The sequence below is a fragment of the Pseudomonas sp. FP2294 genome (genome assembly GCF_030687625.1).
GTDB lineage: Bacteria > Pseudomonadota > Gammaproteobacteria > Pseudomonadales > Pseudomonadaceae > Aquipseudomonas > Aquipseudomonas shahriarae.
The window spans coordinates 1510523-1531434 of sequence record NZ_CP117441.1; the positions used below are offsets into that span (position 1 = coordinate 1510523).

The following is a 20912-nucleotide window of genomic DNA, read 5'->3' on the forward strand; positions in this document are numbered from 1 at the left end:
GAGACTGCCGAATGAGAAAATTCTGTTGTGTATTGCTGGCACTGTTGCCGTTGAGCGCGTTCGCCTATCCGATCGACGTGTCAAAGTCGATCAAGGGGGTCAGCATCGACTACAACGCTTCCGATGTTGACGGTGATATCAGCTCCATCCAGCTCAGTAACTACGGCAGCAACGACGCTGCGTGTACGGTCGCGTTTACCAATGGCCCGGAGCCAGCGCGGGTGCGCAAGGTCACGGTCCCTGCCGGGAAAAGCACCAACACTACGGTCAAGTTCAGCCGCGCGATTATCAAGATGCGGATCAAACTGACCTGCGAACCCAAATAATTCGCTGCGGGGCCTTGGCCATGCCCCGCTTATAAACAACTTTATAGATGGGTTATAGCAGTTTTTTGCGCTTTTTTATCGAATGGGCTCTGTTTAACCTTCACTCCATCGACTTACAGCAATTACCGATGGAGCTTACAAAGCCATGTCTAACGTTCTGATCATCGAAAGCAGCGCCCGCCAGCAGGATTCTATTTCCCGCCAACTGACCCAACAGTTCATCAGCCAATGGCAGGCGGCCCATCCGGCCGATCAGATCACCGTGCGCGACCTGGCCGTCAACCCAGTGCCGCACCTGGACGCCAACCTGTTGGGCGGCTGGATGAAGCCGGCCGAGCAGCGCAGCGTGGATGAGCAGGCGTCCCTGGAGCGCTCCAACCACCTGACCGACGAACTGCTGGCCGCCGATGTGCTGGTGATGGCCGCGCCGATGTACAACTTCGCCATCCCCAGCACCCTGAAGGCCTGGCTTGACCATGTGTTGCGGGCCGGGGTGACTTTCAAGTACACCGCCACCGGACCCCAGGGCCTGTTGACCGGCAAGCGCGCGTTTGTGCTGACCGCCCGTGGTGGCATCCACACCGGCGCGAGCAGCGATCACCAGGAACCGTATCTGCGCCAGGTCATGGGTTTTATCGGGATCCATGATGTGACCTTTATCCACGCCGAAGGGGTGAACCTGGGGGGCGACTTTCAGGAAAAGGGCTTGAACCACGCCAAGGCCCTGCTGGCACAGGTTGCCTGACGCGTTAATCGCCAGATAATCGCACGGTGTTTTTATAGCTCCACGCAACCCTTCAAGTACGCGTATCGAACCTCCCTTTGCACTTGTTGCTCCTGAGTGCTCCTGCCCGACTGCCGCTTTAGCGAGGTCGGGTTTTTTTTGCGCCGAGTTTCGCCCCGCCGTGAAAGACGCTAATGTCGCGCCCATTCGAATATGAGGCGCACATGGGCTACTTACTGATTGTCACGCTGATCCAGGCGTTTTCCTTCAGCCTGATCGGCGAATACCTGGCGGGTCATGTCGACAGCTATTTCGCCGTGCTGGTGCGCGTGCTGCTGGCCGGGCTGGTGTTTATCCCCCTGACCCGCTGGCGCTTGGTGGAGCCTGCGTTCATGCGCGGCATGCTGCTGATCGGCGCGTTGCAGTTCGGCGTGACGTACGTGTGTCTGTATTTGAGCTTCCGCGTGTTGACGGTGCCGGAGGTGTTGCTGTTCACCATCCTCACGCCGCTGCATGTGACCTTGATCGAAGACGCGTTGAACCGGCGCTTCAACCCCTGGGCGCTGATCGCCGCGCTGGTGGCGGTGGCGGGGGCGGCGGTGATCCGCTTTGACCAGATCAACCCGGACTTCTTCATGGGCTTTTTGTTGCTGCAACTGGCCAACTTCACCTACGCCGCCGGGCAGGTGCTGTACCGGCGCCTGGTGGCACGACACCCGAGCGACCTGCCGCACTACCGGCGCTTTGGCTATTTCTACCTGGGGGCATTGGCCGTGGTGTTGCCGGCGTTCCTGCTGTTCGGCAAGGCCAACTTCCTGCCTGAAGCCCCGTTGCAGTGGGGTGTGTTGCTGTTTCTGGGCCTGGTCAGCACAGCCTTGGGTCTGTACTGGTGGAACAAGGGCGCCTGCCTGGTCAACGGCGGCACCCTGGCGGTGATGAACAACCTGCATGTGCCGGTGGGGCTGCTGCTCAATCTGCTGATCTGGAACCAGCATGAGCCGCTGGGGCGCCTGTTCCTGGGCGGGGCGGTGATTGTGGCTGCGGTGTGGATCAGCCGGTTGGGGATTCGCCCGGCGCCACTCTGCCGGCAATGATCGTTCCCAAAGGTGGGAGCGGGCTTGCCCGCGATAGCGGACGATCAGTAACAGATGTGTTGACTGACCCACCGCTATCGCGGGCAAGCCCGCTCTAACCAGGCGCTGCTTCGCGCCTGGTTAGAGCGTAGCCTTCTCCGGCACCGGCAAATGACTGGCACCCAACACCGCCGGCAGCACTCCGGCCCGCAGGTCATTACCGCTCGGCTGCTGATACAGGCTCAAGCCAAACTCCGGCAGCACCGCCAGTAAGTAGTCAAAAATATCCCCCTGGATCCGCTCGTAATCCGCCCACGCCGTGGTGCGGGTAAAGCAGTAGATTTCCAGGGGCACACCCTGGGAGGTGGTCTGCATCTGGCGCACCATGCAGGTCATGTTCGGTTGGATATCCGGATGGCTCTTCAGATAAGCCAGGGCATAGGCGCGGAAGGTGCCCAGGTTGGTCATGCGCCGGCGGTTGGCCGACAACTGCGCGCTGTGGCCCTGGGCTTCGTTCCATGCCTTCAATTCTGCCTGTTTGCGGCTGATGTAGTCGGTCAGCAGGTGGACCTGGGTCATCCGCACTTCTTCATCATCACGCAGGAAACGCACGCCGGCCGCGTCGATAAACAGGCTGCGCTTGATCCGCCGCCCGCCCGAGGCCTGCATGCCGCGCCAGTTCTTGAACGATTCGGACATCAGGCGCCAGGTGGGGATCGAGACGATGGTCTTGTCGAAGTTCTGCACCTTGACCGTATGCAAGGTGATGTCCACCACATCGCCATCGGCGCCGACCTGGGGCATTTCGATCCAGTCGCCGACCCGCAGCATGTCGTTGCTGGTCAATTGCACACTGGCGACAAATGACAGCAGCGTGTCCTTGTACACCAACAGGATCACCGCCGACATCGCCCCCAGCCCCGACAGCAGCAACAGCGGCGAGCGGTCGATCAAGGTTGCAACGATGATGATCGCGCCAAACACGAACAGCACCATTTTCGCCAGTTGCACATAGCCTTTGATCGAGCGCGTGCGGGCATGTTCGGTGCGTGCGTAGATATCCAGCAGGGCGTTGAGCAGGGCGCTCATGGCCAATACCTGGAACAGAATGGTGAACGCCAGCGCCACGTTGCCGATAAACAGCGCGCTGGTCTTGCTCAATTCCGGCACCAGGTGCAGGCCGAACTGGATCACCAGCGACGGCGTCATCTGGGCCAGGCGGTGGAAGACTTTGTTATGGCGCAGGTCATTGAGCCAATGCAGGGCAGGTTGGCGGCCGAGCAACTTGACCGCATGCAGGATCAGGTAGCGTGCCACCCGTCCGACCAGCAGGGCCACCACCAGCAGCACCAGCAAAGCCAGGCTTGAATGCAGTAGCGGATGTTGGTCCAGGGCACCCCAGAGGTCCTGGACGTTGAGCCAGAGCTGTTTGATATCCATGGTTTAACGCGATTCTTCTGTAAGACATGACGGGGCGATTAGAGCATTTAAGTGCGGCAAAGTTGTGCAGGCAGACAAATCACCTGACAAAAAACCATCTGTTTGGCCCACTTCGCGTAAAGAAACTCGGCCTGAGCGCCCGAAACCGTTACCCTATGCAGCTGATTTTTTGTATTTCTTCGAGGTAGCACCCGTGTTTTCCCAATTCGCCCTGCACGAACGCCTGCTCAAAGCCGTGGCCGAGCTTAAATTTGTCGAGCCTACGCCTGTGCAAGCAGCGGCCATCCCGCTCGCGCTCGAAGGGCGTGACCTGCGGGTGACGGCTCAAACCGGGAGTGGCAAGACCGCCGCTTTCGTCCTGCCGATCCTCAACCGTCTGATCGGCCCGGCCAAGATCCGCGTCAGCATCAAGACCCTGATCCTGCTGCCTACCCGTGAGCTGGCCCAGCAGACCTTGAAGGAAGTGGAACGCTTCTCGCAGTTCACCTTCATCAAGTCCGGCCTGATCACCGGGGGCGAAGACTTCAAGGTCCAGGCCGCCATGCTGCGCAAGGTCCCGGATATCCTGATCGGCACCCCTGGGCGGATGATCGAGCAACTGAACGCCGGCAACCTGGACCTCAAGGAAGTCGAAGTGCTGGTGCTGGACGAAGCCGACCGCATGCTCGACATGGGCTTTGCCGACGACGTGCAGCGCCTCGTCGAAGAGTGCGTCAACCGCCAGCAGACCATGCTGTTCTCCGCTACCACCGGAGGCTCGACCCTGCGCGAGATGGTCGCCAAGGTCCTGAACAACCCTGAGCACCTGCAGGTCAATAACGTCAGCGACCTGAACTCCACCACCCGCCAGCAGATCGTCACCGCTGACCACAATGTGCATAAAGAGCAGATTCTCAACTGGCTGTTGGCCAACGAGACCTATCAGAAAGCCATCGTGTTCACCAACACCCGTGCCATGGCCGACCGGATCTACGGGCGCCTGGTGGCGCAGGAGTACAAGGCGTTTGTGTTGCACGGTGAGAAGGACCAGAAGGACCGCAAGCTGGCGATCGACCGCCTCAAGCAGGGCGGCGTGAAGATTCTGGTAGCCACCGACGTCGCCGCCCGCGGCCTGGACGTGGAAGGCCTGGACATGGTGATCAACTTCGATATGCCGCGCAGCGGCGACGAATATGTGCACCGTATCGGCCGTACCGGGCGTGCCGGCAACGATGGCCTGGCCATCTCGCTGATCTGCCATGGCGACTGGAACCTGATGTCGAGCATCGAGCGCTACCTCAAGCAGTCGTTCGAGCGCCGCACCATCAAGGAAGTCAAAGGCACCTACACCGGGCCGAAGAAGGTCAAGGCTTCGGGCAAGGCCGTGGGCGTGAAGAAGAAAAAGGTCGACGCCAAGGGCGACAAGAAGAAAACCGGCGCCAAGTCGCCGACCAAGCGCAAGATCGCCAACCGGCCGAAGACCGACAACCTGTCGTTGGTCAGCAAGGACGGCATGGCGCCGCTCAAGCGCCGCAAGCCAGAAGCACCGGCTGCCGAGTAATACGCCAGCGCACTAAAAAACCGGACAATGTCCGGTTTTTTTATGCCCTCAGTTTTTCGCCTTGGCCGCCGCTTCCTTCAACTCCTTGAGTCGCGCCTCGATCAACTGGCACTTGTCGGGAAATTTCGCACTTTCGGTGTCCAGGTCCATCTGCTGCAGCTCGTCGTTGATTTCCTTGGCCTTGGTCGGGTTCTGCTGGGTGAGGGTGCTGACTTCCTTGGCCAGTTGTTCGCGTTTTTCCGTGGCTTCTTCCGGGGTACAGGCCCAGGCGGGCAGGGCGCTCAACAGGGCGGCGGCGACAGCCAGTTGCATCAGGGTTTTCATGGGGTAGACCTCCTTGGCGGTGATACCCGGTTGAGGGGGCTGGCCTGTGAAAAGTTCAGTGCAATCACGCCCGTCTACCCGGCTGAACGCCCGCAGCCGCCACAGGTCACAACTTTTGAAGGCACCCAGTCGGTGTGCCTGCAGGAGGATTCAGGATGAGCACTTACAATTGGGATCTGATCGAACGTCTGTTGCATGAAGTACAGAACGGCGAGGGCAGCTTTGCCCCGCGCAAATATGCCGAACAGGAAGCGGCCGATAAGGCCACGGCCGGCGAGTTCACTGGCGATCTGGATGCGTTGAAAAAGACCGCCGCCGATTACGAAGCGCTGTTGTTCAAGCGCGGCTTTATCGAGTCCCGGCCTGAAGGCGAGGGCGGCAACGGCGAGAATTTCATTTTGACGCCCTTGGGCGCGCAGCTGCTGGCATTGATCGACAGCGCCATCCCGGGTAACGATCACCCGCGCCAAGTGCTCGACGAGCAGGCCGACGCGCTGGACCCGGCGACGTTCGAGATGGTGGCCTCCAAGGCACAGATCGCCTGAGCACGCGCAAACTGTCAAATTGGTAATCTGGCGCTAAGCCAACTGACAGGCGCCGATCCCTACTCTGCAGTCATTCAATTGACGGGAACGGTATCGGCATGCACTCCAACACTTCTCGACGAACCTTCGTCAAAGGCTTGGCTGCGGCCGGCCTGCTGGGCGGCGCAGGCCTGTGGCGGCCACCGGTCTGGGCCCTGGCCAGCACCGGGCAGCCGGGTGTGCTGGCGGGCAGCGAGTTCGAGCTGTCTATCGGCCAGACTGCGGTCAATTTCACCGGCCACGTGCGCACCGCGCTGACGATCAACGGCAGCCTGCCAGGCCCGCTGCTGCGCTGGCGTGAAGGCGATACCGTAACCTTGCGCGTGCACAATCGCCTGGCGCAGCCGACGTCGATCCACTGGCACGGGATTATCCTGCCGGCAAATATGGATGGCGTGCCGGGCCTGAGTTTCAAGGGGATCGAGCCGGGCGGGGTGTATGTCTACCAGTTCAAGGTCAACCAGCACGGCACCTACTGGTATCACAGCCACTCCGGGCTCCAGGAGCAACAAGGGGTCTACGGCCCGCTGGTGATCGACCCCAGGGAGCCCGAACCCTTCACTTACCAGCGTGACTACGTGGTGATGTTCAGCGACTGGACCGACGAAGATCCCGCCGCCCTGATGAAAACCCTGAAGAAACAGTCCGATTACTACAACCTGCATAAGCCCACCGTGGGCGACTTCATCAAGGATGTGGCCGACAAGGGCTGGTCGGCTACTGCCGCCGACCGCCTGATGTGGGCGAAAATGAAGATGAACCCCACGGATCTGGCGGACGTCAGCGGCACGACCTACACCTATTTGATGAACGGCCAGGTCCCAGCGCAAAACTGGACCGGGCTGTTTCGCGCCGGTGAGAAAATCCGCCTGCGCTTTATCAACGGCTCGGCCATGACCTACTTCGATGTGCGTATTCCAGGCCTGAAGATGACGGTGGTGGCTGCCGACGGCCAGCCGGTAAAACCGGTCAGCGTGGACGAGTTGCGCATCGCCGTGGCCGAGACGTATGACGTGATCGTCGAGCCAAGCGAGGCGGCCTACACCCTGTTTGCCCAAGCCATGGACCGTACCGGCTATGCACGCGGCACCCTCAGCCGCCAGCCGGGATTACTGGCGCCGGTTCCAGCGCTGGCCCCGCGTCCCTGGTTGACCATGGACGATGTGGGGATGGGCGGCATGGACCACGGCGCCATGGGCGATATGCCGGACATGGACCATGGACAGATGGCCGGGATGGACGGCGGGGTGATGCAAGGCATGTCCGGCATGGATGGGCAGAGCATGGCAGGCATGGACCACAGTGCGATGCCCGGCATGGAACACAGCGCGATGGCGGGGATGTCGATGCAAAGCCATCCGGCCAGCGAAAGCAACAACCCGCTGGTGGACATGCAGGCGATGAGCACCTCGCCCAAGCTCGACGACCCGGGGATTGGCCTGCGAAACAACGGACGCAAGGTCCTGACCTATGCCGACTTGCGCAGCACCTTTGCCGACCCCGATGGCCGCGAACCCGGCCGCACCATCGAGTTGCACCTGACCGGGCATATGGAGAAGTTCGTCTGGTCCTTCGACGGGGTGAAGTTCTCCGATGCCGAGCCGCTGCGGCTGACCTATGGCGAGCGCGTGCGGCTGGTGCTGGTCAACGACACCATGATGACCCACCCCATCCATCTGCATGGCATGTGGAGCGACCTGGAAGACGAAAACGGCCAGTTCATGGTGCGCAAACATACGATCGACATGCCGCCGGGCTCGCGTCGCAGCTACCGGGTGACGGCCGATGCCCTGGGGCGATGGGCCTTCCACTGCCATCTGCTGTACCACATGGAAATGGGCATGTTCCGTGAAGTCCGGGTGCAAGAGTGAGGAGCCGACCATGAACCCTTTATTTCGACCTGTTGCACTGCTGATCGCCACCTGCGCACCGGTGGCGCTGGCCACTGCCCAAACCATGGATCACAGCCAGATGCAGGGCATGGCGCCCGCCAAGCCGGCGGCCACCAGCCACAGTCGCACGCCGATCCCGGTGTTGACCGACGCAGACCGTGCAGCGGTCTACAACGCACCGGGTGGGCACAAGGTGCATGACAGCGGTCTCAACTCGTTGTTTGTCATCAATCAGTTGGAATGGCAGGGCTCCGACGATGGCAATGCCCTGGGGTGGGATGTCAACGGCTGGGTGGGCGGCGATATTGATCGCCTGTGGTTACGCACCGAGGGCGAGCGCGCCAAGGGCAAGACCGAAAAGGCCGAGGTCCAGGCGTTATGGGGGCACGCTATCAGCCCCTGGTGGGATGTGGTGGCCGGTATGCGCCAGGACTTCAAGCCAGGCGACAGTCAGACGTGGGCGGCCTTCGGCCTGCAAGGCATGGTCCTGTACAACTTTGAAGCCGAGGCCACGCTGTTTGTCGGCGACGGCGGCCAGAGCGCCGCGCGCCTGGAAGGTGACTACGACATTTTGCTGACCAACCAGCTGGTCTTGCAGCCCACCGCCGAGGCCAACTTCTATGGGAAAAACGACCCCGGGCGCGGGATTGGTTCCGGCCTGGCAGACACCGAACTCGGGGTGCGGCTGCGTTACGAAATCCGCCGCGAGTTTGCCCCTTATGTCGGCGTGACCTGGAATCGCGCCTATGGCCAGACGGCCGAATACGCCAGGGATGAGGGCGAGGACCGCAACGAGGTGCGCTGGGTCTTGGGTGTACGCCTGTGGTTCTGATGGAACACCACTTTACTAATAACCTGCCGTCATGAGCGGCCAGGAGCCTTGCATGTCTGTGTTTAAAGCGGTTGCGCTGTGTGCTGGACTGTTGATGAGTGTGCCGGTATTGGCACATCCGACGTTGTTGTCTTCATCGCCAGCCGATGGCGCCAAGGGCGCTGCCCCCGCAACCATCGAGCTGCATTTTTCGGAGAACCTGATAACGCAGTTCTCCGGGGCCAAACTGATCATGACCGCGATGCCCGGCATGGCCCATTCACCCATGCCGGTCAAGGCCAGCGTGTCGGGCGGCAGTGATCCCAAGGTGATGCTGATCAAGCCCACGGCGCCGCTGCCGGTCGGGACCTACAGGGTGGACTGGCGTGCGGTGTCGTCGGATACCCATCCCATCACCGGTAATCTGGTGTTCAGCGTCCAGCCATGAGTGACTTACTGGGTATCGCCTTACGGTTTGCGTTGTACCTGGACCTGATGCTGCTGTTTGGCTTGGGGTTGTTTGCTCTGTATGGCTTGAAGGCGTCGGAACGAGTGTCCGGTGTGGTCTTGAATATCAGGGGCTGGCTGGCCGGCACTGCCATCCTGGGCGTGCTGCTTTCAATGGCTTCGTTGCTGGTGATGACGCGGGCCATGAGCGGCGAGCAAGCGTGGCAGGCCCTTGGGCCGCATGTGCAGATGATGCTGTGGCAGACCGAGCTGGGCTTGACCTGGATACTGCGTATCGGGGCGTTGTGGTTCGCGGTGCTGGCTGTTATGGCCGGTGCGGCATGGCCCACCGGCAGTCTATGGCTGGCGACACTGGCCTGGGCCGGTCACGGCGCGATGAGTGACGGGGCGCTGCGCGCCTGGCACTTGATGGCCGACAGCGCACACCTGTTGGCGGCCGGCGCCTGGTTCGGGGCATTGGCGGCGTTTGGGCTGCTGTTGCTGCCTGGGAACACGCAGGACATTGCGCCAGTGAGGATCCTGGCCAGGGCGCTGACCGGCTTTGAGGTGGTCGGCGCGGTGCTGGTGGCGGTGTTGATAGTCACTGGCGTGGTGAATTACCTGTTGGTGGTCGGGGCGAAGCTGGACGGGATTATCCAGAGTACCTACGGCATTTTATTCAGCCTGAAACTGGCGTTGTTTGGGGTGATGTTGGCTATGGCGGCACTCAACCGCTTCCATCTGAGCCCGCTTCTGCTGCGGGCGGTGGAGACCGGCGAGCAGGCAATGGCCTGTCGTGCCCTGCGCCGCAGTTTGAGCCTGGAGTTTGGCGCGGTGCTGCTGATCCTGGGGTTGGTGGCAGGGCTGGGGACATTGGGCCCGATGTCGTCCGACTAGGCCGGGCTGTCCTTGAGGCACTTGAGTGCCTGGAAATCGCTGCGCACTTTAGCGATTCTCTGCACCAGCTTCTGGCGTTGCTGCACCGTGCTTTCGGCCATCACGTCCACCAGCAGACTGCGGGCTGCGGCTTCGGTCTGGGCATAGGCTTGGCGATAGTCCGCGGTCCACAGGCTTTCACGGTCCACCAGCAACTGCTCCATCTTGCGTGGGAAGTCGCTGCTGGCTCGTTGATTGACTGCGGCGATGAACTGCGCCTGCCAATGGGCGCGGTTGCCGATCCATTGCTGGTTCTGCGCGCCGAGGGCAGTGGACCAGGCCAGCACACGCTCTTGCTGGCTGGCGCTCAGTGGGCCTAGCCAGGCATCCAGGCGCTTGCTCATGCGCTCGCTACGCTCCTTGATCTGTTGCTCCAGGGGCGGCTTGAGGTATTCGTCCTGGCGTTTGCCCAGGTCCTTGGTCAGCGCGGCATCCATCTCGCGTACTTGCTGCTCATCCAGCCCGCGCAGCAACTCGATGGCTGATGGGGTGATTTGCCGGGCGACGTCGGCGATTGCTTGCTTGGCTTCAAGGGAGTGGGCTTGCAGGGCGGCGTCACTGACCTGGTGGCTGTCGACCATCTGCTGCAGGCGGTCGAGCCAGTCCAGGTAGCCAGGTAATTGGGTGGTGCAGTGCCAGGCCAGGTGTTCCTTGAGCGTGTCGTTGAACCAGCTTTTCTGCCCGGCGTTCATGTCCAGGTAGTCGTTGAGGGTCCAGGGGATGATCACGTCGAGATTGCGATAGGCCAGGCCCACGCGGTTGCAGCCGGCAAGCAGGGCGCTCAGGACCAGTAAAGCAGCCAGGATTCTTAACCGACGCAGCATGGGCGAGTCCTTGCGCAGACCAGGGATGTTCATCTGAACCCGCCGGGGGCGTGACAGTTCAGCCCATCAATAAAACGACCGCTCGGCCTTTAGGGTCAACAGGCCATCACATTGCGAATTGTGTCCGGAGTAGGCCGAGCAGTCGCTGCCGTTGAGGTTGGAGTCGCTGTAGATCAGGTCCAGGTCCATGCCCATCCACGGTCGGGAAAATTTCACCGACCAGTCGCTGAAACTGCGGATAGAGCCGCCCTCCACCGAGGCCGGGGCGCCCAACTGATGAGTGGTGTACTTCATGCTCACGCCAATGCCAAACGGCTGGGTGCCGCCCAGGTCGGCAAACAGGGTGCTGTCGCGGCGGTCGGGGTCGTTGCCCAGTGACACACCAAACCGATTGCCCAGCAGGTTCAGGCCGCCGTAGAACTCCTGGCTGTCGAGGGGGCTCAGCTTGGGGTAGCTGTAGTGAATCATCCCCAGTTCATAGCCCAGGGTCTGGTCGAACGGGCGCTTGAAGCCCATGTAGGAATCGACTTCCAGTTTGCTCGCGGGCGACAGGCCCATGCTCGGAGAGAACTGGCCGAAGTACAGGCCGCTGGCGTGGCTCAGGTCGAGGCCGCCGTGAAACGAGCTGCTGCCCGGTGTGGTGGGTTTGACCAGGCCCTGGGCCATGCTGCGGCCGGGCGTGGTGCCCAGTTTCAGGTCGAAGTCGCCCAGTTCGCGCTGGAAAACCTGCGCTTCGGCGAGGGGGCTGGCAAGCAGGGCGCTGACCAGAAAAATACAGGGTTTGAGCACGCTTCACTCCATGAAAAGCGAGGAGCAGTAACGGGAGAAATCGGGCAAATGCCCGTTCTAGACGTGTGCAAGCATACCGGCGAAAGTCAGGTATTGAGACCCGTTCGTCGATTGGCGTGGTTGAATGTGTGTCGGGGGGATGTTGCTGGCTCTAGTCCTAGCGCCTTGATAGGCAAGGCGCTTAGGGACCAGGTGGGCTGCGTAGGCGGCTTGCGCGCTTACTTCTTACCCAGGGTGATCTGCTTGGACGGGCCGAATGTCTGGCCGCTCACGCCCTTGGCGATCTGCTGGATTTCGCCACCGGACTTGAGGAACGCGGCGATTTGGTTGTTGATCGATTCGCTGGTTTCAACGGCGGGAGCTGGCTTTGCTTTGCTGTTGGATGCTTTTACGCGCATGGCGGCCACTAACCTGTAGAAAATTAACTTGGCCAGGCATCGTACATGAAATGCTTGACAATTGCTTGGTAAATATCTCCCAGGAATAAGCTGCGCTATTATAGAAGCCCGAAGTTGGTCTTTGGTCGAAGGCCCTAACTCGCTGTTTTAAATAGAAACCGTGGGTAAAAATAGCACCTGGCCATTGCTGCACGGCGGCAGCTTGACCTGACGAGCGGGGCAATTGTCGGCAAGTGCCCGGCAAACCCGCGATTTTTCAGGGTTGCGCGCCTGGACACGGGACCGCCGCCTTCAACTCGGGTAGAATGCCGCCCACGCAATGAGGGTATTGGAAATGGCTTTAGTCGGGCGCTACAACAGTTTGCAAGTGGTTAAACACACTAACTTTGGTTTGTATCTGGACGGTGAACAAGAGGGCGAAATCCTCTTGCCCAATCGTTATATTCCCAAAGATATTCCCAGTGAAGATGAAGACTGGCTTAACGTTTTTATTTATCTGGACAGCGATGACAAACTTATCGCGACCACTGAAAAACCAAAAGTGCAGGTGGGCGAGTTCGCCAGCCTGAAAGTGGTTGAAGTCAACAGCATCGGGGTGTTCCTCGACTGGGGCCTGCCCAAGGACCTGCTGCTGCCGTATTCCGAAGAAAAACGCCAGCTGACCGCCGGTGAATACTGTGTGGTGCACGTCTACCTCGACAAACACACCAAGCGCATCACCGCCACCGCGCGCCTGGACCGTTACCTGGACAAGACGCCGGCCAACTACACCGTGGGCCAGGAAGTCGACTTGCTGGTTGCCGAAGCCACTGATATGGGCTTCAAGGCAATCATCAATAACAAGCACTGGGGCCTGATCCACAAGAACGAAGTGTTCAAGTTCCTGCGTCCGGGCAAGGAAGAGAAGGGCTTCATCAAGGAAATCCGCGCCGACGGCAATATCAGCCTGAGCCTGCAGCCGGTCGGCGAGCAAGCGGCGTCCAGCCTGAACTCGAAGATCCTCGCCAAGTTGCGTGAAAACAACGGCAGCCTGCCGGTCAGCGACAAGAGTGACCCGACCGTGATCAGCAACTTGTTTGGCGTGAGCAAGGGCAACTTCAAGAAGGCCATTGGTGCGCTGTACAAGCAGGGGCAGATCGTAATTCACGCTGATCGTATTGAACTAAGCTGATTGCAACCTGCTCTTGTGTAGGCGTCGCTATCGCCGGTCAGCCGGCTCCTGCAGTGGGTCATCGCCATGAGCAAAAAAGTCGTGTTTGCTTACCTCGGTACGTTGTTGGCTTTTTTAGTGCTCGATGGCCTCTGGCTTGGGGTATTGATGGGGCCGACCTACAAGGGCCTGCTCGGGCCGCTGATGCTTGAGCAACCGCGATTGCTCCCGGCGGCGCTGTTCTACGGCCTTTATGTGTTCGGCTGCGTGGCCTTTGTAGTGTTGCCGGCGCTGGCCAGTGGCGGCTGGCAACGGGCTGCCCGCCTCGGTGCCTTGCTTGGGTTGGTCGCCTATGGCACCTACGACCTGAGCAACTGGGCGACCTTGCAAGGCTGGTCTGCGGGGCTGGCAGTGATGGACATGGCGTGGGGCACCTTTCTCACCGCGGCCTGCTGCTCGCTGGGATACTGGGCTGCGCGGCGCGTCAGCGGCTGACCGGCGCCCGGCAATCAACCTTTACCTGGGCGGGGCGTAGCAGTAGCGCTCCGGCCAGTATCAAGCCGCTGCCGGCTAACGTCAGTGCCGGCTGCAAGCCGCCGCTAAAATGGTTGCTCAACGACGCCAGCAGCGGGCCACTTAACTGGCCCAGGGCAAAACATGCCGTCAGCAGGCCGGTGCTCCGTTGTGCGCCGTGGGGCGCAACTTCCCGCGAACGTTGCATCACCAATTGCATGCAGGCCAGAAATGGCAGCCCACAGAGCAATACACCCAGCACCAATCCCACGCCATTGCCCCACAGGCAGGCGAAGACGCCAATCGCTTGCATCCCCAGGGTTGCCATCAACCAGTAGCGTGTGGTGTCGGGGTTGGGCTTGCGCAGACTGACCAGCAACACGCCCAGGGCCGCCGCCAAGCCAAAGCATGGCCAGAACAGGTCTGCCTGCCAGGCGCCCTTGAACTGCGCGCTGGCCATTTGCGACAGGAAGGTGGCCGGAATGATGTAGCCCAGGCCATACAGCAGGTAAATCCAGCCCAGATGCGCGATGCTGCCGTTGCGCCCGGCAGGGGCGCTGCTTTGCGGCGCCCCCCTGTCCGGCTTGGGCAGGAACGGCAGGATCACCAGCAACATGACCAGGGCGACCACGCCGTACACCAGCCACAGCGTTGCCGAATCCTCGCCCAACAGGTTGGAGGCCAGTGCCAACAATCCCGTCAGCAGGATCCCCAGTCCAGGCCCGGCAAACACCAGTGCCCCCAGCCGCGGGCGCCCTGCGGCAATCGCCAGCGGCTGGCTCAGGCCGGTAATCATCACCAGCACCCAGGCGCTGGCCACACCCGTGCCGAAGCGCAGCAACAGGTGCGACCAGAAGCCGTTGGCCCAGAACGACGCCAGGGTCAGCAGCACACACAACCACAACCCGCCGAGCAACCGTCCGCGTATGTGGTGATGACTGCGCGCGAACATCGAGTCCACGGCCCCCACGAAATAGCCCAGGTAGTTGGCCGCGGCAATCAGCCCGGCGGCGGTCAGGTCGATTTGCCCTTCGCTGAGCAAGTGCGGCATCTGCGGGGTGAGGGCAAAGCGGCCAATGCCCATGGCCATCATCAGGGCGATAAAACTGGCGAATAAACGAATCAGGGGAGACATGGGCCAAATTCCAGGAAGAAGCGATGACCTCAGGCTAAGGTGGATTAGTGTTCAGTAAAAATGAATAATACTGAGTAACTTGTTCAGTTTAGGAGAAAGGTCGTGGAGTTCAGCCAACTGCGTATTTTCCAGGCCGTGGCCGAAGAGGGCTCCATCACCCGTGCTGCAGAGCGTCTGCACCGGGTGCCATCGAACCTCTCGACCCGCCTCAAGCAAATGGAAGAGCAACTGGGCGTCGAGCTGTTCGTGCGCGAGCGCCAGCGCCTGCAACTGTCGCCTGCCGGCAAGGTGCTGCTCGACTACAGCACGCGCCTTTTGGCCCTGCATGATGAAGCGCACGGTGCCGTGCAGGGTGGCCAACCGGCCGGGGATTTTGTGCTGGGCAGCATGTACAGCACCGCCGCGATCCATTTGCCGAAACTGCTGGCGCAATATCACAAGGCTTACCCCATGGTGAACCTGCAAGTGCAGTCGGCGCCCAGTGGTGAACTGCTCGAAGGCCTGATCACCGGGCGCCTGGATGCGGCGCTGGTGGATGGCCCGTTGACCCTGGCGACCCTGGACGGCGTACCGCTGTGTGAGGAGCGCCTGCTGCTGATCTGCGAGGCGGACCACCCACCGGTACGCGGCCCGCAGGATGTGGCCGGGCGCGCGGTGTTCACCTTCCGACGCAGTTGTTCCTATCGGGCGCGCCTGGAGGCGTGGTTTTCCCACGACCGTGTGGCCATGGGTCGCGCCATCGAGATCGAGTCCTATCAAGGCATGCTTGCATGTGTGATTGCCGGTTCCGGGGTTGCGTTGATGTCCGAGTCGATGCTCGACAGCCTGCCCGGCAAGGACAGTGTGTCGATCCACCCCCTGGCCGAGCCATTTGCCCATGCCACCACCTGGCTGATGTGGCGCAAAGGCATGCTCGGGGCTAATCTCAATGCATGGATTGACCTGCAGCAAGAGGGCAAGACGCGGCCTGTACAAGAGTCCCGGGCGATTGCCTGACCGCCCCGTCAGGATTTGTATCAATTCAGTAATGGTTCGTTGCGGTTTCAGGCAAGCATTACGTGGGACTTAGTACTACTATCTGTAGGAAGCAGCCACAGAATTCCAGCTGCTCGGCACTACCCTCAAAGGGGGCACCATGAAAGAAAAACTGCAAAACTGGCTGCACGACCTCGGCGTCGCACTCGGCTTGATCGAGCCACCGCTGCAACCGGTGCCAATCCGCACCGATGACGAACAGCGCCGCCCGCGTCGCAGGTAAGTCCGGAAAAGCGCTCAGACATTGGTGTTTGGGCGCGATCACTTGTCACACTGTCCCTGAAGCACAGTAGATTGGGCGTGCGGTTGTATGCGATTGCTTTGTACCAGTCGAAGTCCGGACTCCTAAATTAAGTTGCGCTCACCTTGTCTGACCCTGGAAGTATTCTGGTCGGACGTTTCTTTTTGTCTGCTCCCTCGACCACTTCCGTGTTTGGACGCTTTATATTCCTGCTCTCTTCAAGGAAGGAAGACAGGGCTATGTCGTGTGTTAACAGTGATGGAATGCTGGTTTCCGCCAAGGTGATACTGCGTCGGTTTTACGCGATTGAGCATGGGGATCTGGACGGTATACATGCTTTAGTTGTCCACCAGACGGATGCACCTACTGCGCAACATACGTTCAACGGCTACCTTGCAAAAGGCAGTGGTGCGCACTTTCTGATTGATAAAAATGGCTTTGTTTACCAGACGGCCAGCTTGAAAAAGCGCTGCTACCACGTTGGAAAGCTCATACGCTCGAAGTGCCTGGCGATTGATAAAAAATCGTGTGACAGCGTCCAGATGGCCCGTATTCAAGCGTTATCATGGACTGCGCAGATCAAGGCGTTGGACGCACATGAGCGAGCAAAAAGCTATCCTGAACGCTATCCTGTGAACTCCGACTCTATTGGCATCGAATTGGTGGGCAAACACTTGGATACCTCGCGGTATGAGTCCGTTACCCCCTTGCAGAACCAATCCCTTCAATGGCTCGTCAACGAGTTATATGTTCATTTCAACCTGTCCTCGGGTGATGTCTACAGGCACCCGCAGATATCCTATAAAAACCCGGGTGAAGCCAGTAGTGCGGTGTGGGAATGATGCCGATCAAAGCATGGCCGATAGGCGCATTACTCGTTCTTGCGGGATGTACGGATCGGCACACGCCCGACCTTGAAGGCATTGTTGTCTCCAGCTTCCAATCCCAAGAACCTGAGAGTTGCCGGCCTTCTGATGTGCCCCTTGATCCAAATCGTGTGCAGGCGTTTTTCCAGCGCGCCTCGAAGATTGATAGCCGCACCCTGCATGACCGTTACGAGTGGGCCCCTTGTTATCTGGAGGGCAACCTGAAGTACAACGGGCACATCTGCACATGGCAGGTTAGGGCGGGAGCTACTGGGGTCATCTGGTGTTCGGCGAAAGAGCAGTACTTTGCCTGTGACGAATGTGGTGATCTGTTTGAAAGACCTGAACAGTAAATAAGAGGGTGGGTGCGACAACCGACATCGCACCCGCTCAAGCCAGCTTCACTCAGGCAGCGTCGGCCGTCGCCACCTCTGGCCGACGCGACAGCAGACTCACCAGCACAAAACTCACCACACTCACGCCCAGGCTGTAATAGATCGGCGTGTTTGCCTCCAAACCATCCTTGACCATAAACACCAGTGACGTGACAAACCCCAATGCCATGGCGCTGATCGCGCCCGCCGTCGTAGCGCGTTTCCAGTAAATCGCCCCGATCAATGGGATCAGCATGCCGCCGACCAGCAGGTTATAGGCCAGGGTCAGTGCGCTGATCACGTCGGTGACTATCAAGGCGATACCCAGCACGGCCACCCCAGTCAGCAGGGTGAACAGGCGGTTGATGTTCAGGCTCGACTGCTTGCCGCCGCGCAGGCGCGGCAGCAGGTCTTCGGTCAGCACGGTGGACGCGGCGAGCAGGCCGGCGCTGGCGGTGGACATCATCGCCGCCAGGGCCGCCGCGATCACCAGGCCGCGCAGGCCATCGGGCAACGACAGTTTGACGATGGCGGCGAAGGCGTTGTTGACGTTGTCCAGGTCCGGGATCAGCACATGGGCGGCCATGCCGATCAGGGCGCAGGCCAGGCCGTAGAGGATGCAGTAGAAGCCGGCGAAGGTTCCTGCGTACTGGGCGACTTTTGCGTCACGGGCGGTAAACACCCGTTGCCAGATGTCCTGGCCGATCAGGATGCCGAAAAAGTAGATCATGAAGTAGGTGATGATGGTGTCCCAGCCGATGCTGGTGAAGCTGAAACTGGCCGCCGGCAGTTTGGCCACCAGTTCATCCCAGCCGCCTACGCGGTACAGGCAGATCGGCAGCAGGATAAACATCAGGCCGACGGTCTTGATCACAAACTGCACGATATCGGTTAGCGTCAGCGACCACATGCCGCCAATGGTCGAATACACCAGCACCACGCCACCACCCAGCAGGATGGCGGCCCAGAACGGCAGGTCAAACATCACTTGCAATACGGTGCCGATCCCCAGGATCGAGGTCACCGCCAGCATCAGCGCATAGGCCAGCATGATCAGCCCGCTGGCCTGGCGGGCCGTGGGGTTGTAGCGCTGCTCCAGGACCTGGGTCACGGTGAAGATTTTCAGCTTGAGCAAGGGTTTGGCGAGAAACAGGTTCAGCGCAATGATCCCCGTGCCCAGCGCCGCGCAGAGCCAGAACCCGGAAATACCATGCACATAACCCAGGCGCACGCTGCCCACCGTGGACGCGCCGCCCAGCACCGTCGCGGCCATGGTGCCCATGTACAGGGTCGGCCCCAGGTTGCGCCCGGCGACCAGGTAATCTTCATGGGTCTTGGCCCGGCGCATGCCGAAATAGCCGAGCACGAGCATGCCGGCGGCGTAGATAAGTACGACGAATAGATCCAGAGCCATGGTGGCGCCTCTCCAGTTATTGTTTTTATGGACTAATCAGGTGACGCGCTACATCAACGGTGCGTGACTCCAGGCAGCACGCAGAGCATTTCGTACAGCAGGTTGGCGCCCAGCAACGAGGTGTTGCCGGTGGTGTCGTAGGGCGGCGAAACCTCCACCAGATCACAACCAATCAGGTCCAGGCCCTGGCAGCCCCGGATGATCTCGATCGCCTGGATGGTGGTCAGCCCGCCGATTTCCGGGGTGCCGGTGCCGGGCGCCCAGGCCGGGTCGATGCCGTCGATGTCGAAACTCAGGTACACCGGGCCGCCGCCGACCTTTTCCCGGACTTCGGCCATCAACGGCGCGAGGGAGTGGTGCCAGCATTCTTCGGCCTGGACCACGCGGAACCCCTGTTTGCGGCTCCAATTGAAGTCTTCGGCGGTATAGCCCTGGGCGCGCAGGCCGATTTGCACCACACGGTCGCAATCGAGCAGGCCCTCTTCGACGGCCCGGCGGAAGGTGGTGCCGTGGGCGATTTTCTCGCCGAACATATGGTCGTTGACGTCGGCGTGGGCATCGATATGCACCAGCCCGACCTTGCCGTGCTTCTTGTGGATCGCCCGCAGGATCGGCAGGGTGATGGTGTGGTCGCCGCCCAGGGTCAGCGGGATTACGTTATGGCCGAGGATCTCATCGTAGGCTTCTTCGATAATGCGCACGGCGTCCAGCAGGTTAAAGGTGTTGATCGCCACGTCGCCGATGTCGGCCACCGACAGCGAGTCGAACGGCGCAGCGCCGGTGGCCATGTTGTAGGGGCGGATCATCACCGACTCAGCGCGGATTTCACGCGGCCCGAAGCGGGTGCCGGCGCGCAGCGAGGTGCCGATATCCAGGGGCACGCCGACAAAGGCCGCATCCAGGCCGGCGGCGGTTTGCAGGTGGGGCAGGCGCATCATGGTAGCGATGCCGGCAAAGCGCGGCATTTCGTTGCCGCCCAGTGGTTGGTGAAAGATCTTGTCCACGGCAGTGCCTCATCGTTGTTGTGGTTATCAGAGGCCGATTCTGCGAAATGCCCGGCAACGGAAGAATCGCTGTGGGGAAATACTTAGTTCAGATTTTTCTAAACTAATGCCTGGGGTAGACTCCACCGGTTTGCGAAACCTGTTCCCTGTCCGCCGATTTTTTGCCTGGAGCGTCCATGGCCAATGCCTTGCCCGACCTGAAATTGCTGCGCATCTTCGTCAGCGTCGTGCGCCACCAGGGGTTTGCCAATGCCCAGCATGAGCTCAACCTGTCGACGTCGGCCATCAGCACCTATATGAGCCAACTGGAAGGCGCGTTGGGCCTGGTGCTGTGCCATCGCGGGCGTGGCGGGTTCAGCCTGACCAGCAAGGGCGAGTTGTTTCACCAGGAAACCTTGCGCCTGCTGGGCGAACTGGAGGGCTTCGAGCAATACGCGGCGGCGCTCAAGGGCGAACTGCGCGGCACGCTCAAACTGGGTGTGCTCGACTCCACGGTCAGCGACAAGGCCCTGCCATTTGCCGAAGTCATCGGCGCCTACAGCCTTGAGCACCCGGCGGTGCATCTGCACTTATCGGTGATGAGCCCCTACGAACTGCAACTGGGGGTGCAGGACAATCGCCTGGACCTGGCCATCGGCGCCTTCTCCAACCGCATGAGCGGCTTGGTCTACATGCCGCTGTACCGCGAACAACACTGGCTCTATTGCAGCTCGCGGCATCCGCTGTTCAGCGAGCGACGCATTCCGGAGCAGGTGATTACCCAGCAACGCATGGTCGGGCGCGGTTACTGGAGCCAGGCGGAACTGGCGCGCCATGGCTTCAAACACAGCGCCGCCACTGTAGAAAGTATGGAGGCGCAGTTGATCCTGGTGTTGTCCGGCGCCTACATCGGCTACTTGCCCGAGCACTACGCCCAGGCCTGGGCCGACAAGGGCGACTTGCGGGTGCTGCTGCCGGCGACCTTTGGCTACCAGGCGCCGTTTTCGCTGATCATGCGCCGTGGGCGCAGCCGCGAGCCGTTGATCCAGACCTTTCGCGATTTACTCAAAGCACAGCTCAATCAGGCCTGAAC

At 60.6% G+C, this 20912-nt stretch carries 24 protein-coding genes; 16 read left to right on the forward strand and 8 right to left on the reverse strand.

The genetic code is table 11. The features are described from left to right. Positions 1 to 11: 11 nt before the first annotated feature. From PSH73_RS06745 to PSH73_RS06755, 3 genes are all read left to right on the forward strand, one after another. A complete protein-coding gene (locus PSH73_RS06745) occupies positions 12 to 326 on the forward strand; it encodes a hypothetical protein (RefSeq protein ID WP_057441229.1) in 315 nt (104 codons plus the stop codon). Between the two features lie 145 nt (positions 327 to 471). Then, positions 472 to 1071: an FMN-dependent NADH-azoreductase gene (locus PSH73_RS06750; protein WP_057444346.1), complete on the forward strand. Its 600-nt coding sequence runs from the start codon at positions 472 to 474 to the stop codon at positions 1069 to 1071. A 203-nt stretch (positions 1072 to 1274) separates the two neighbouring features. Then, positions 1275 to 2144: a carboxylate/amino acid/amine transporter gene (locus PSH73_RS06755; RefSeq protein WP_200660361.1), complete on the forward strand. Its 870-nt coding sequence runs from the start codon at positions 1275 to 1277 to the stop codon at positions 2142 to 2144. Between the two features lie 120 nt (positions 2145 to 2264). On the opposite strand, the gene PSH73_RS06760 is transcribed toward PSH73_RS06755, so the two are convergent. After that, positions 2265 to 3563 (reverse strand): mechanosensitive ion channel family protein, encoded by a 1299-nt coding sequence (locus PSH73_RS06760; RefSeq protein WP_169989936.1) that lies wholly within the window; start codon positions 3561 to 3563, stop codon positions 2265 to 2267. 193 nt (positions 3564 to 3756) lie between these two features. Between PSH73_RS06760 and PSH73_RS06765 the strand changes: the two genes are divergently transcribed. Beyond that, on the forward strand, positions 3757 to 5103 hold the full coding sequence (locus PSH73_RS06765) for a DEAD/DEAH box helicase (RefSeq protein WP_057441220.1): 1347 nt from the start codon (positions 3757 to 3759) through the stop codon (positions 5101 to 5103). A gap of 48 nt (positions 5104 to 5151) precedes the next feature. Here PSH73_RS06765 and PSH73_RS06770 read toward each other — a convergent pair whose 3' ends face one another. After that, a complete protein-coding gene (locus PSH73_RS06770) occupies positions 5152 to 5427 on the reverse strand; it encodes a hypothetical protein (protein ID WP_057441219.1) in 276 nt (91 codons plus the stop codon). A 155-nt stretch (positions 5428 to 5582) separates the two neighbouring features. Between PSH73_RS06770 and PSH73_RS06775 the strand changes: the two genes are divergently transcribed. The 5 genes from PSH73_RS06775 (at position 5583) to copD (ending at position 10058) form a co-directional block, all read left to right on the forward strand. Continuing rightward, the gene (locus tag PSH73_RS06775; protein ID WP_169989937.1) at positions 5583 to 5972 is read left to right on the forward strand and encodes a transcriptional regulator; all 390 of its coding nucleotides are present in this window, start codon (positions 5583 to 5585) and stop codon (positions 5970 to 5972) included. Between the two features lie 98 nt (positions 5973 to 6070). Then, positions 6071 to 7882 (forward strand): copper resistance system multicopper oxidase, encoded by a 1812-nt coding sequence (locus PSH73_RS06780; RefSeq protein ID WP_216312311.1) that lies wholly within the window; start codon positions 6071 to 6073, stop codon positions 7880 to 7882. 10 nt (positions 7883 to 7892) lie between these two features. Further along, entirely contained in the window at positions 7893 to 8735 is an 843-nt protein-coding gene (locus PSH73_RS06785) for a copper resistance protein B (protein WP_057958832.1), read from the forward strand. 52 nt (positions 8736 to 8787) lie between these two features. Further along, positions 8788 to 9162 (forward strand): copper homeostasis periplasmic binding protein CopC, encoded by a 375-nt coding sequence (copC, locus tag PSH73_RS06790; protein WP_057958833.1) that lies wholly within the window; start codon positions 8788 to 8790, stop codon positions 9160 to 9162. Then, on the forward strand, positions 9159 to 10058 hold the full coding sequence (gene copD, locus PSH73_RS06795; protein ID WP_305462124.1) for a copper homeostasis membrane protein CopD: 900 nt from the start codon (positions 9159 to 9161) through the stop codon (positions 10056 to 10058). The genes copC and copD overlap by 4 nt, the downstream gene beginning before the upstream one ends. On the opposite strand, the gene PSH73_RS06800 is transcribed toward copD, so the two are convergent. The 3 genes from PSH73_RS06800 to PSH73_RS06810 all read right to left on the reverse strand — a co-directional run bounded on the left by PSH73_RS06800 (position 10055) and on the right by PSH73_RS06810 (position 12108). Further along, a complete protein-coding gene (locus tag PSH73_RS06800) occupies positions 10055 to 10921 on the reverse strand; it encodes a DUF6279 family lipoprotein (protein ID WP_305462688.1) in 867 nt (288 codons plus the stop codon). The two genes, copD and PSH73_RS06800, sit on opposite strands and share 4 nt — an antisense overlap. 66 nt (positions 10922 to 10987) lie before the next feature. After that, entirely contained in the window at positions 10988 to 11710 is a 723-nt protein-coding gene (locus tag PSH73_RS06805) for a TorF family putative porin (RefSeq protein ID WP_305462126.1), read from the reverse strand. 218 nt (positions 11711 to 11928) lie between these two features. Continuing rightward, the gene (locus tag PSH73_RS06810; RefSeq protein WP_007946007.1) at positions 11929 to 12108 is read right to left on the reverse strand and encodes a hypothetical protein; all 180 of its coding nucleotides are present in this window, start codon (positions 12106 to 12108) and stop codon (positions 11929 to 11931) included. A gap of 334 nt (positions 12109 to 12442) precedes the next feature. Here PSH73_RS06810 and PSH73_RS06815 point away from each other — a divergent pair, with 334 nt between their 5' ends. Then, a complete protein-coding gene (locus PSH73_RS06815) occupies positions 12443 to 13279 on the forward strand; it encodes a S1 RNA-binding domain-containing protein (RefSeq protein WP_029292380.1) in 837 nt (278 codons plus the stop codon). Between the two features lie 66 nt (positions 13280 to 13345). Beyond that, on the forward strand, positions 13346 to 13753 hold the full coding sequence (locus PSH73_RS06820) for a DUF2177 family protein (RefSeq protein WP_169960386.1): 408 nt from the start codon (positions 13346 to 13348) through the stop codon (positions 13751 to 13753). Here PSH73_RS06820 and PSH73_RS06825 read toward each other — a convergent pair. Beyond that, entirely contained in the window at positions 13743 to 14906 is a 1164-nt protein-coding gene (locus PSH73_RS06825) for a YbfB/YjiJ family MFS transporter (RefSeq protein ID WP_305462128.1), read from the reverse strand. The genes PSH73_RS06820 and PSH73_RS06825 overlap by 11 nt on opposite strands. Before the next feature lie 102 nt (positions 14907 to 15008). Here PSH73_RS06825 and PSH73_RS06830 point away from each other — a divergent pair, with 102 nt between their 5' ends. The 4 genes from PSH73_RS06830 to PSH73_RS06845 all read left to right on the forward strand — a co-directional run bounded on the left by PSH73_RS06830 (position 15009) and on the right by PSH73_RS06845 (position 17401). Then, positions 15009 to 15902, forward strand: a complete 894-nt coding sequence (locus tag PSH73_RS06830) for a LysR family transcriptional regulator (protein ID WP_057441212.1) — start codon at positions 15009 to 15011, stop codon at positions 15900 to 15902. A gap of 139 nt (positions 15903 to 16041) precedes the next feature. After that, positions 16042 to 16164: a PA1414 family protein gene (locus tag PSH73_RS06835; protein ID WP_003210728.1), complete on the forward strand. Its 123-nt coding sequence runs from the start codon at positions 16042 to 16044 to the stop codon at positions 16162 to 16164. A gap of 281 nt (positions 16165 to 16445) precedes the next feature. Then, the gene (locus PSH73_RS06840) at positions 16446 to 17024 is read left to right on the forward strand and encodes an N-acetylmuramoyl-L-alanine amidase (protein ID WP_305462130.1); all 579 of its coding nucleotides are present in this window, start codon (positions 16446 to 16448) and stop codon (positions 17022 to 17024) included. Beyond that, complete coding sequence (locus PSH73_RS06845) at positions 17021 to 17401, forward strand: hypothetical protein (protein ID WP_178112939.1); 381 nt, start codon at positions 17021 to 17023, stop codon at positions 17399 to 17401. The genes PSH73_RS06840 and PSH73_RS06845 overlap by 4 nt, the downstream gene beginning before the upstream one ends. Positions 17402 to 17453: 52 nt before the next feature. On the opposite strand, the gene PSH73_RS06850 is transcribed toward PSH73_RS06845, so the two are convergent. Then, the gene (locus tag PSH73_RS06850) at positions 17454 to 18836 is read right to left on the reverse strand and encodes a sodium:solute symporter (protein ID WP_305462132.1); all 1383 of its coding nucleotides are present in this window, start codon (positions 18834 to 18836) and stop codon (positions 17454 to 17456) included. Between the two features lie 53 nt (positions 18837 to 18889). Beyond that, a complete protein-coding gene (gene speB / locus PSH73_RS06855; protein WP_120732183.1) occupies positions 18890 to 19840 on the reverse strand; it encodes an agmatinase in 951 nt (316 codons plus the stop codon). A gap of 176 nt (positions 19841 to 20016) precedes the next feature. Between speB and PSH73_RS06860 the strand changes: the two genes are divergently transcribed. Next, complete coding sequence (locus tag PSH73_RS06860) at positions 20017 to 20910, forward strand: LysR family transcriptional regulator (RefSeq protein WP_057441205.1); 894 nt, start codon at positions 20017 to 20019, stop codon at positions 20908 to 20910. Positions 20911 to 20912: the final 2 nt, after the last annotated feature.

What these genes read in the sequence shown, in the direction of transcription:
- PSH73_RS06745 (WP_057441229.1), top strand. Translation starts at nt 12, where the DNA reads ATGAGAAAATTCTGTTGTGTATTGCTGGCACTGTTGCCGTTGAGCGCG.
- PSH73_RS06750 (WP_057444346.1), top strand. Translation starts at nt 472, where the DNA reads ATGTCTAACGTTCTGATCATCGAAAGCAGCGCCCGCCAGCAGGATTCT.
- PSH73_RS06755 (WP_200660361.1), top strand. Translation starts at nt 1,275, where the DNA reads ATGGGCTACTTACTGATTGTCACGCTGATCCAGGCGTTTTCCTTCAGC.
- PSH73_RS06760 (WP_169989936.1), bottom strand. Translation starts at nt 3,563, where the DNA reads ATGGATATCAAACAGCTCTGGCTCAACGTCCAGGACCTCTGGGGTGCC.
- PSH73_RS06770 (WP_057441219.1), bottom strand. Translation starts at nt 5,427, where the DNA reads ATGAAAACCCTGATGCAACTGGCTGTCGCCGCCGCCCTGTTGAGCGCC.
- PSH73_RS06775 (WP_169989937.1), top strand. Translation starts at nt 5,583, where the DNA reads ATGAGCACTTACAATTGGGATCTGATCGAACGTCTGTTGCATGAAGTA.
- PSH73_RS06780 (WP_216312311.1), top strand. Translation starts at nt 6,071, where the DNA reads ATGCACTCCAACACTTCTCGACGAACCTTCGTCAAAGGCTTGGCTGCG.
- PSH73_RS06785 (WP_057958832.1), top strand. Translation starts at nt 7,893, where the DNA reads ATGAACCCTTTATTTCGACCTGTTGCACTGCTGATCGCCACCTGCGCA.
- copC (WP_057958833.1), top strand. Translation starts at nt 8,788, where the DNA reads ATGTCTGTGTTTAAAGCGGTTGCGCTGTGTGCTGGACTGTTGATGAGT.
- copD (WP_305462124.1), top strand. Translation starts at nt 9,159, where the DNA reads ATGAGTGACTTACTGGGTATCGCCTTACGGTTTGCGTTGTACCTGGAC.
- PSH73_RS06800 (WP_305462688.1), bottom strand. Translation starts at nt 10,921, where the DNA reads ATGCTGCGTCGGTTAAGAATCCTGGCTGCTTTACTGGTCCTGAGCGCC.
- PSH73_RS06810 (WP_007946007.1), bottom strand. Translation starts at nt 12,108, where the DNA reads ATGCGCGTAAAAGCATCCAACAGCAAAGCAAAGCCAGCTCCCGCCGTT.
- PSH73_RS06815 (WP_029292380.1), top strand. Translation starts at nt 12,443, where the DNA reads ATGGCTTTAGTCGGGCGCTACAACAGTTTGCAAGTGGTTAAACACACT.
- PSH73_RS06820 (WP_169960386.1), top strand. Translation starts at nt 13,346, where the DNA reads ATGAGCAAAAAAGTCGTGTTTGCTTACCTCGGTACGTTGTTGGCTTTT.
- PSH73_RS06825 (WP_305462128.1), bottom strand. Translation starts at nt 14,906, where the DNA reads ATGTCTCCCCTGATTCGTTTATTCGCCAGTTTTATCGCCCTGATGATG.
- PSH73_RS06835 (WP_003210728.1), top strand. Translation starts at nt 16,042, where the DNA reads ATGAAAGAAAAACTGCAAAACTGGCTGCACGACCTCGGCGTCGCACTC.
- PSH73_RS06840 (WP_305462130.1), top strand. Translation starts at nt 16,446, where the DNA reads ATGCTGGTTTCCGCCAAGGTGATACTGCGTCGGTTTTACGCGATTGAG.
- PSH73_RS06845 (WP_178112939.1), top strand. Translation starts at nt 17,021, where the DNA reads ATGATGCCGATCAAAGCATGGCCGATAGGCGCATTACTCGTTCTTGCG.
- PSH73_RS06850 (WP_305462132.1), bottom strand. Translation starts at nt 18,836, where the DNA reads ATGGCTCTGGATCTATTCGTCGTACTTATCTACGCCGCCGGCATGCTC.
- PSH73_RS06860 (WP_057441205.1), top strand. Translation starts at nt 20,017, where the DNA reads ATGGCCAATGCCTTGCCCGACCTGAAATTGCTGCGCATCTTCGTCAGC.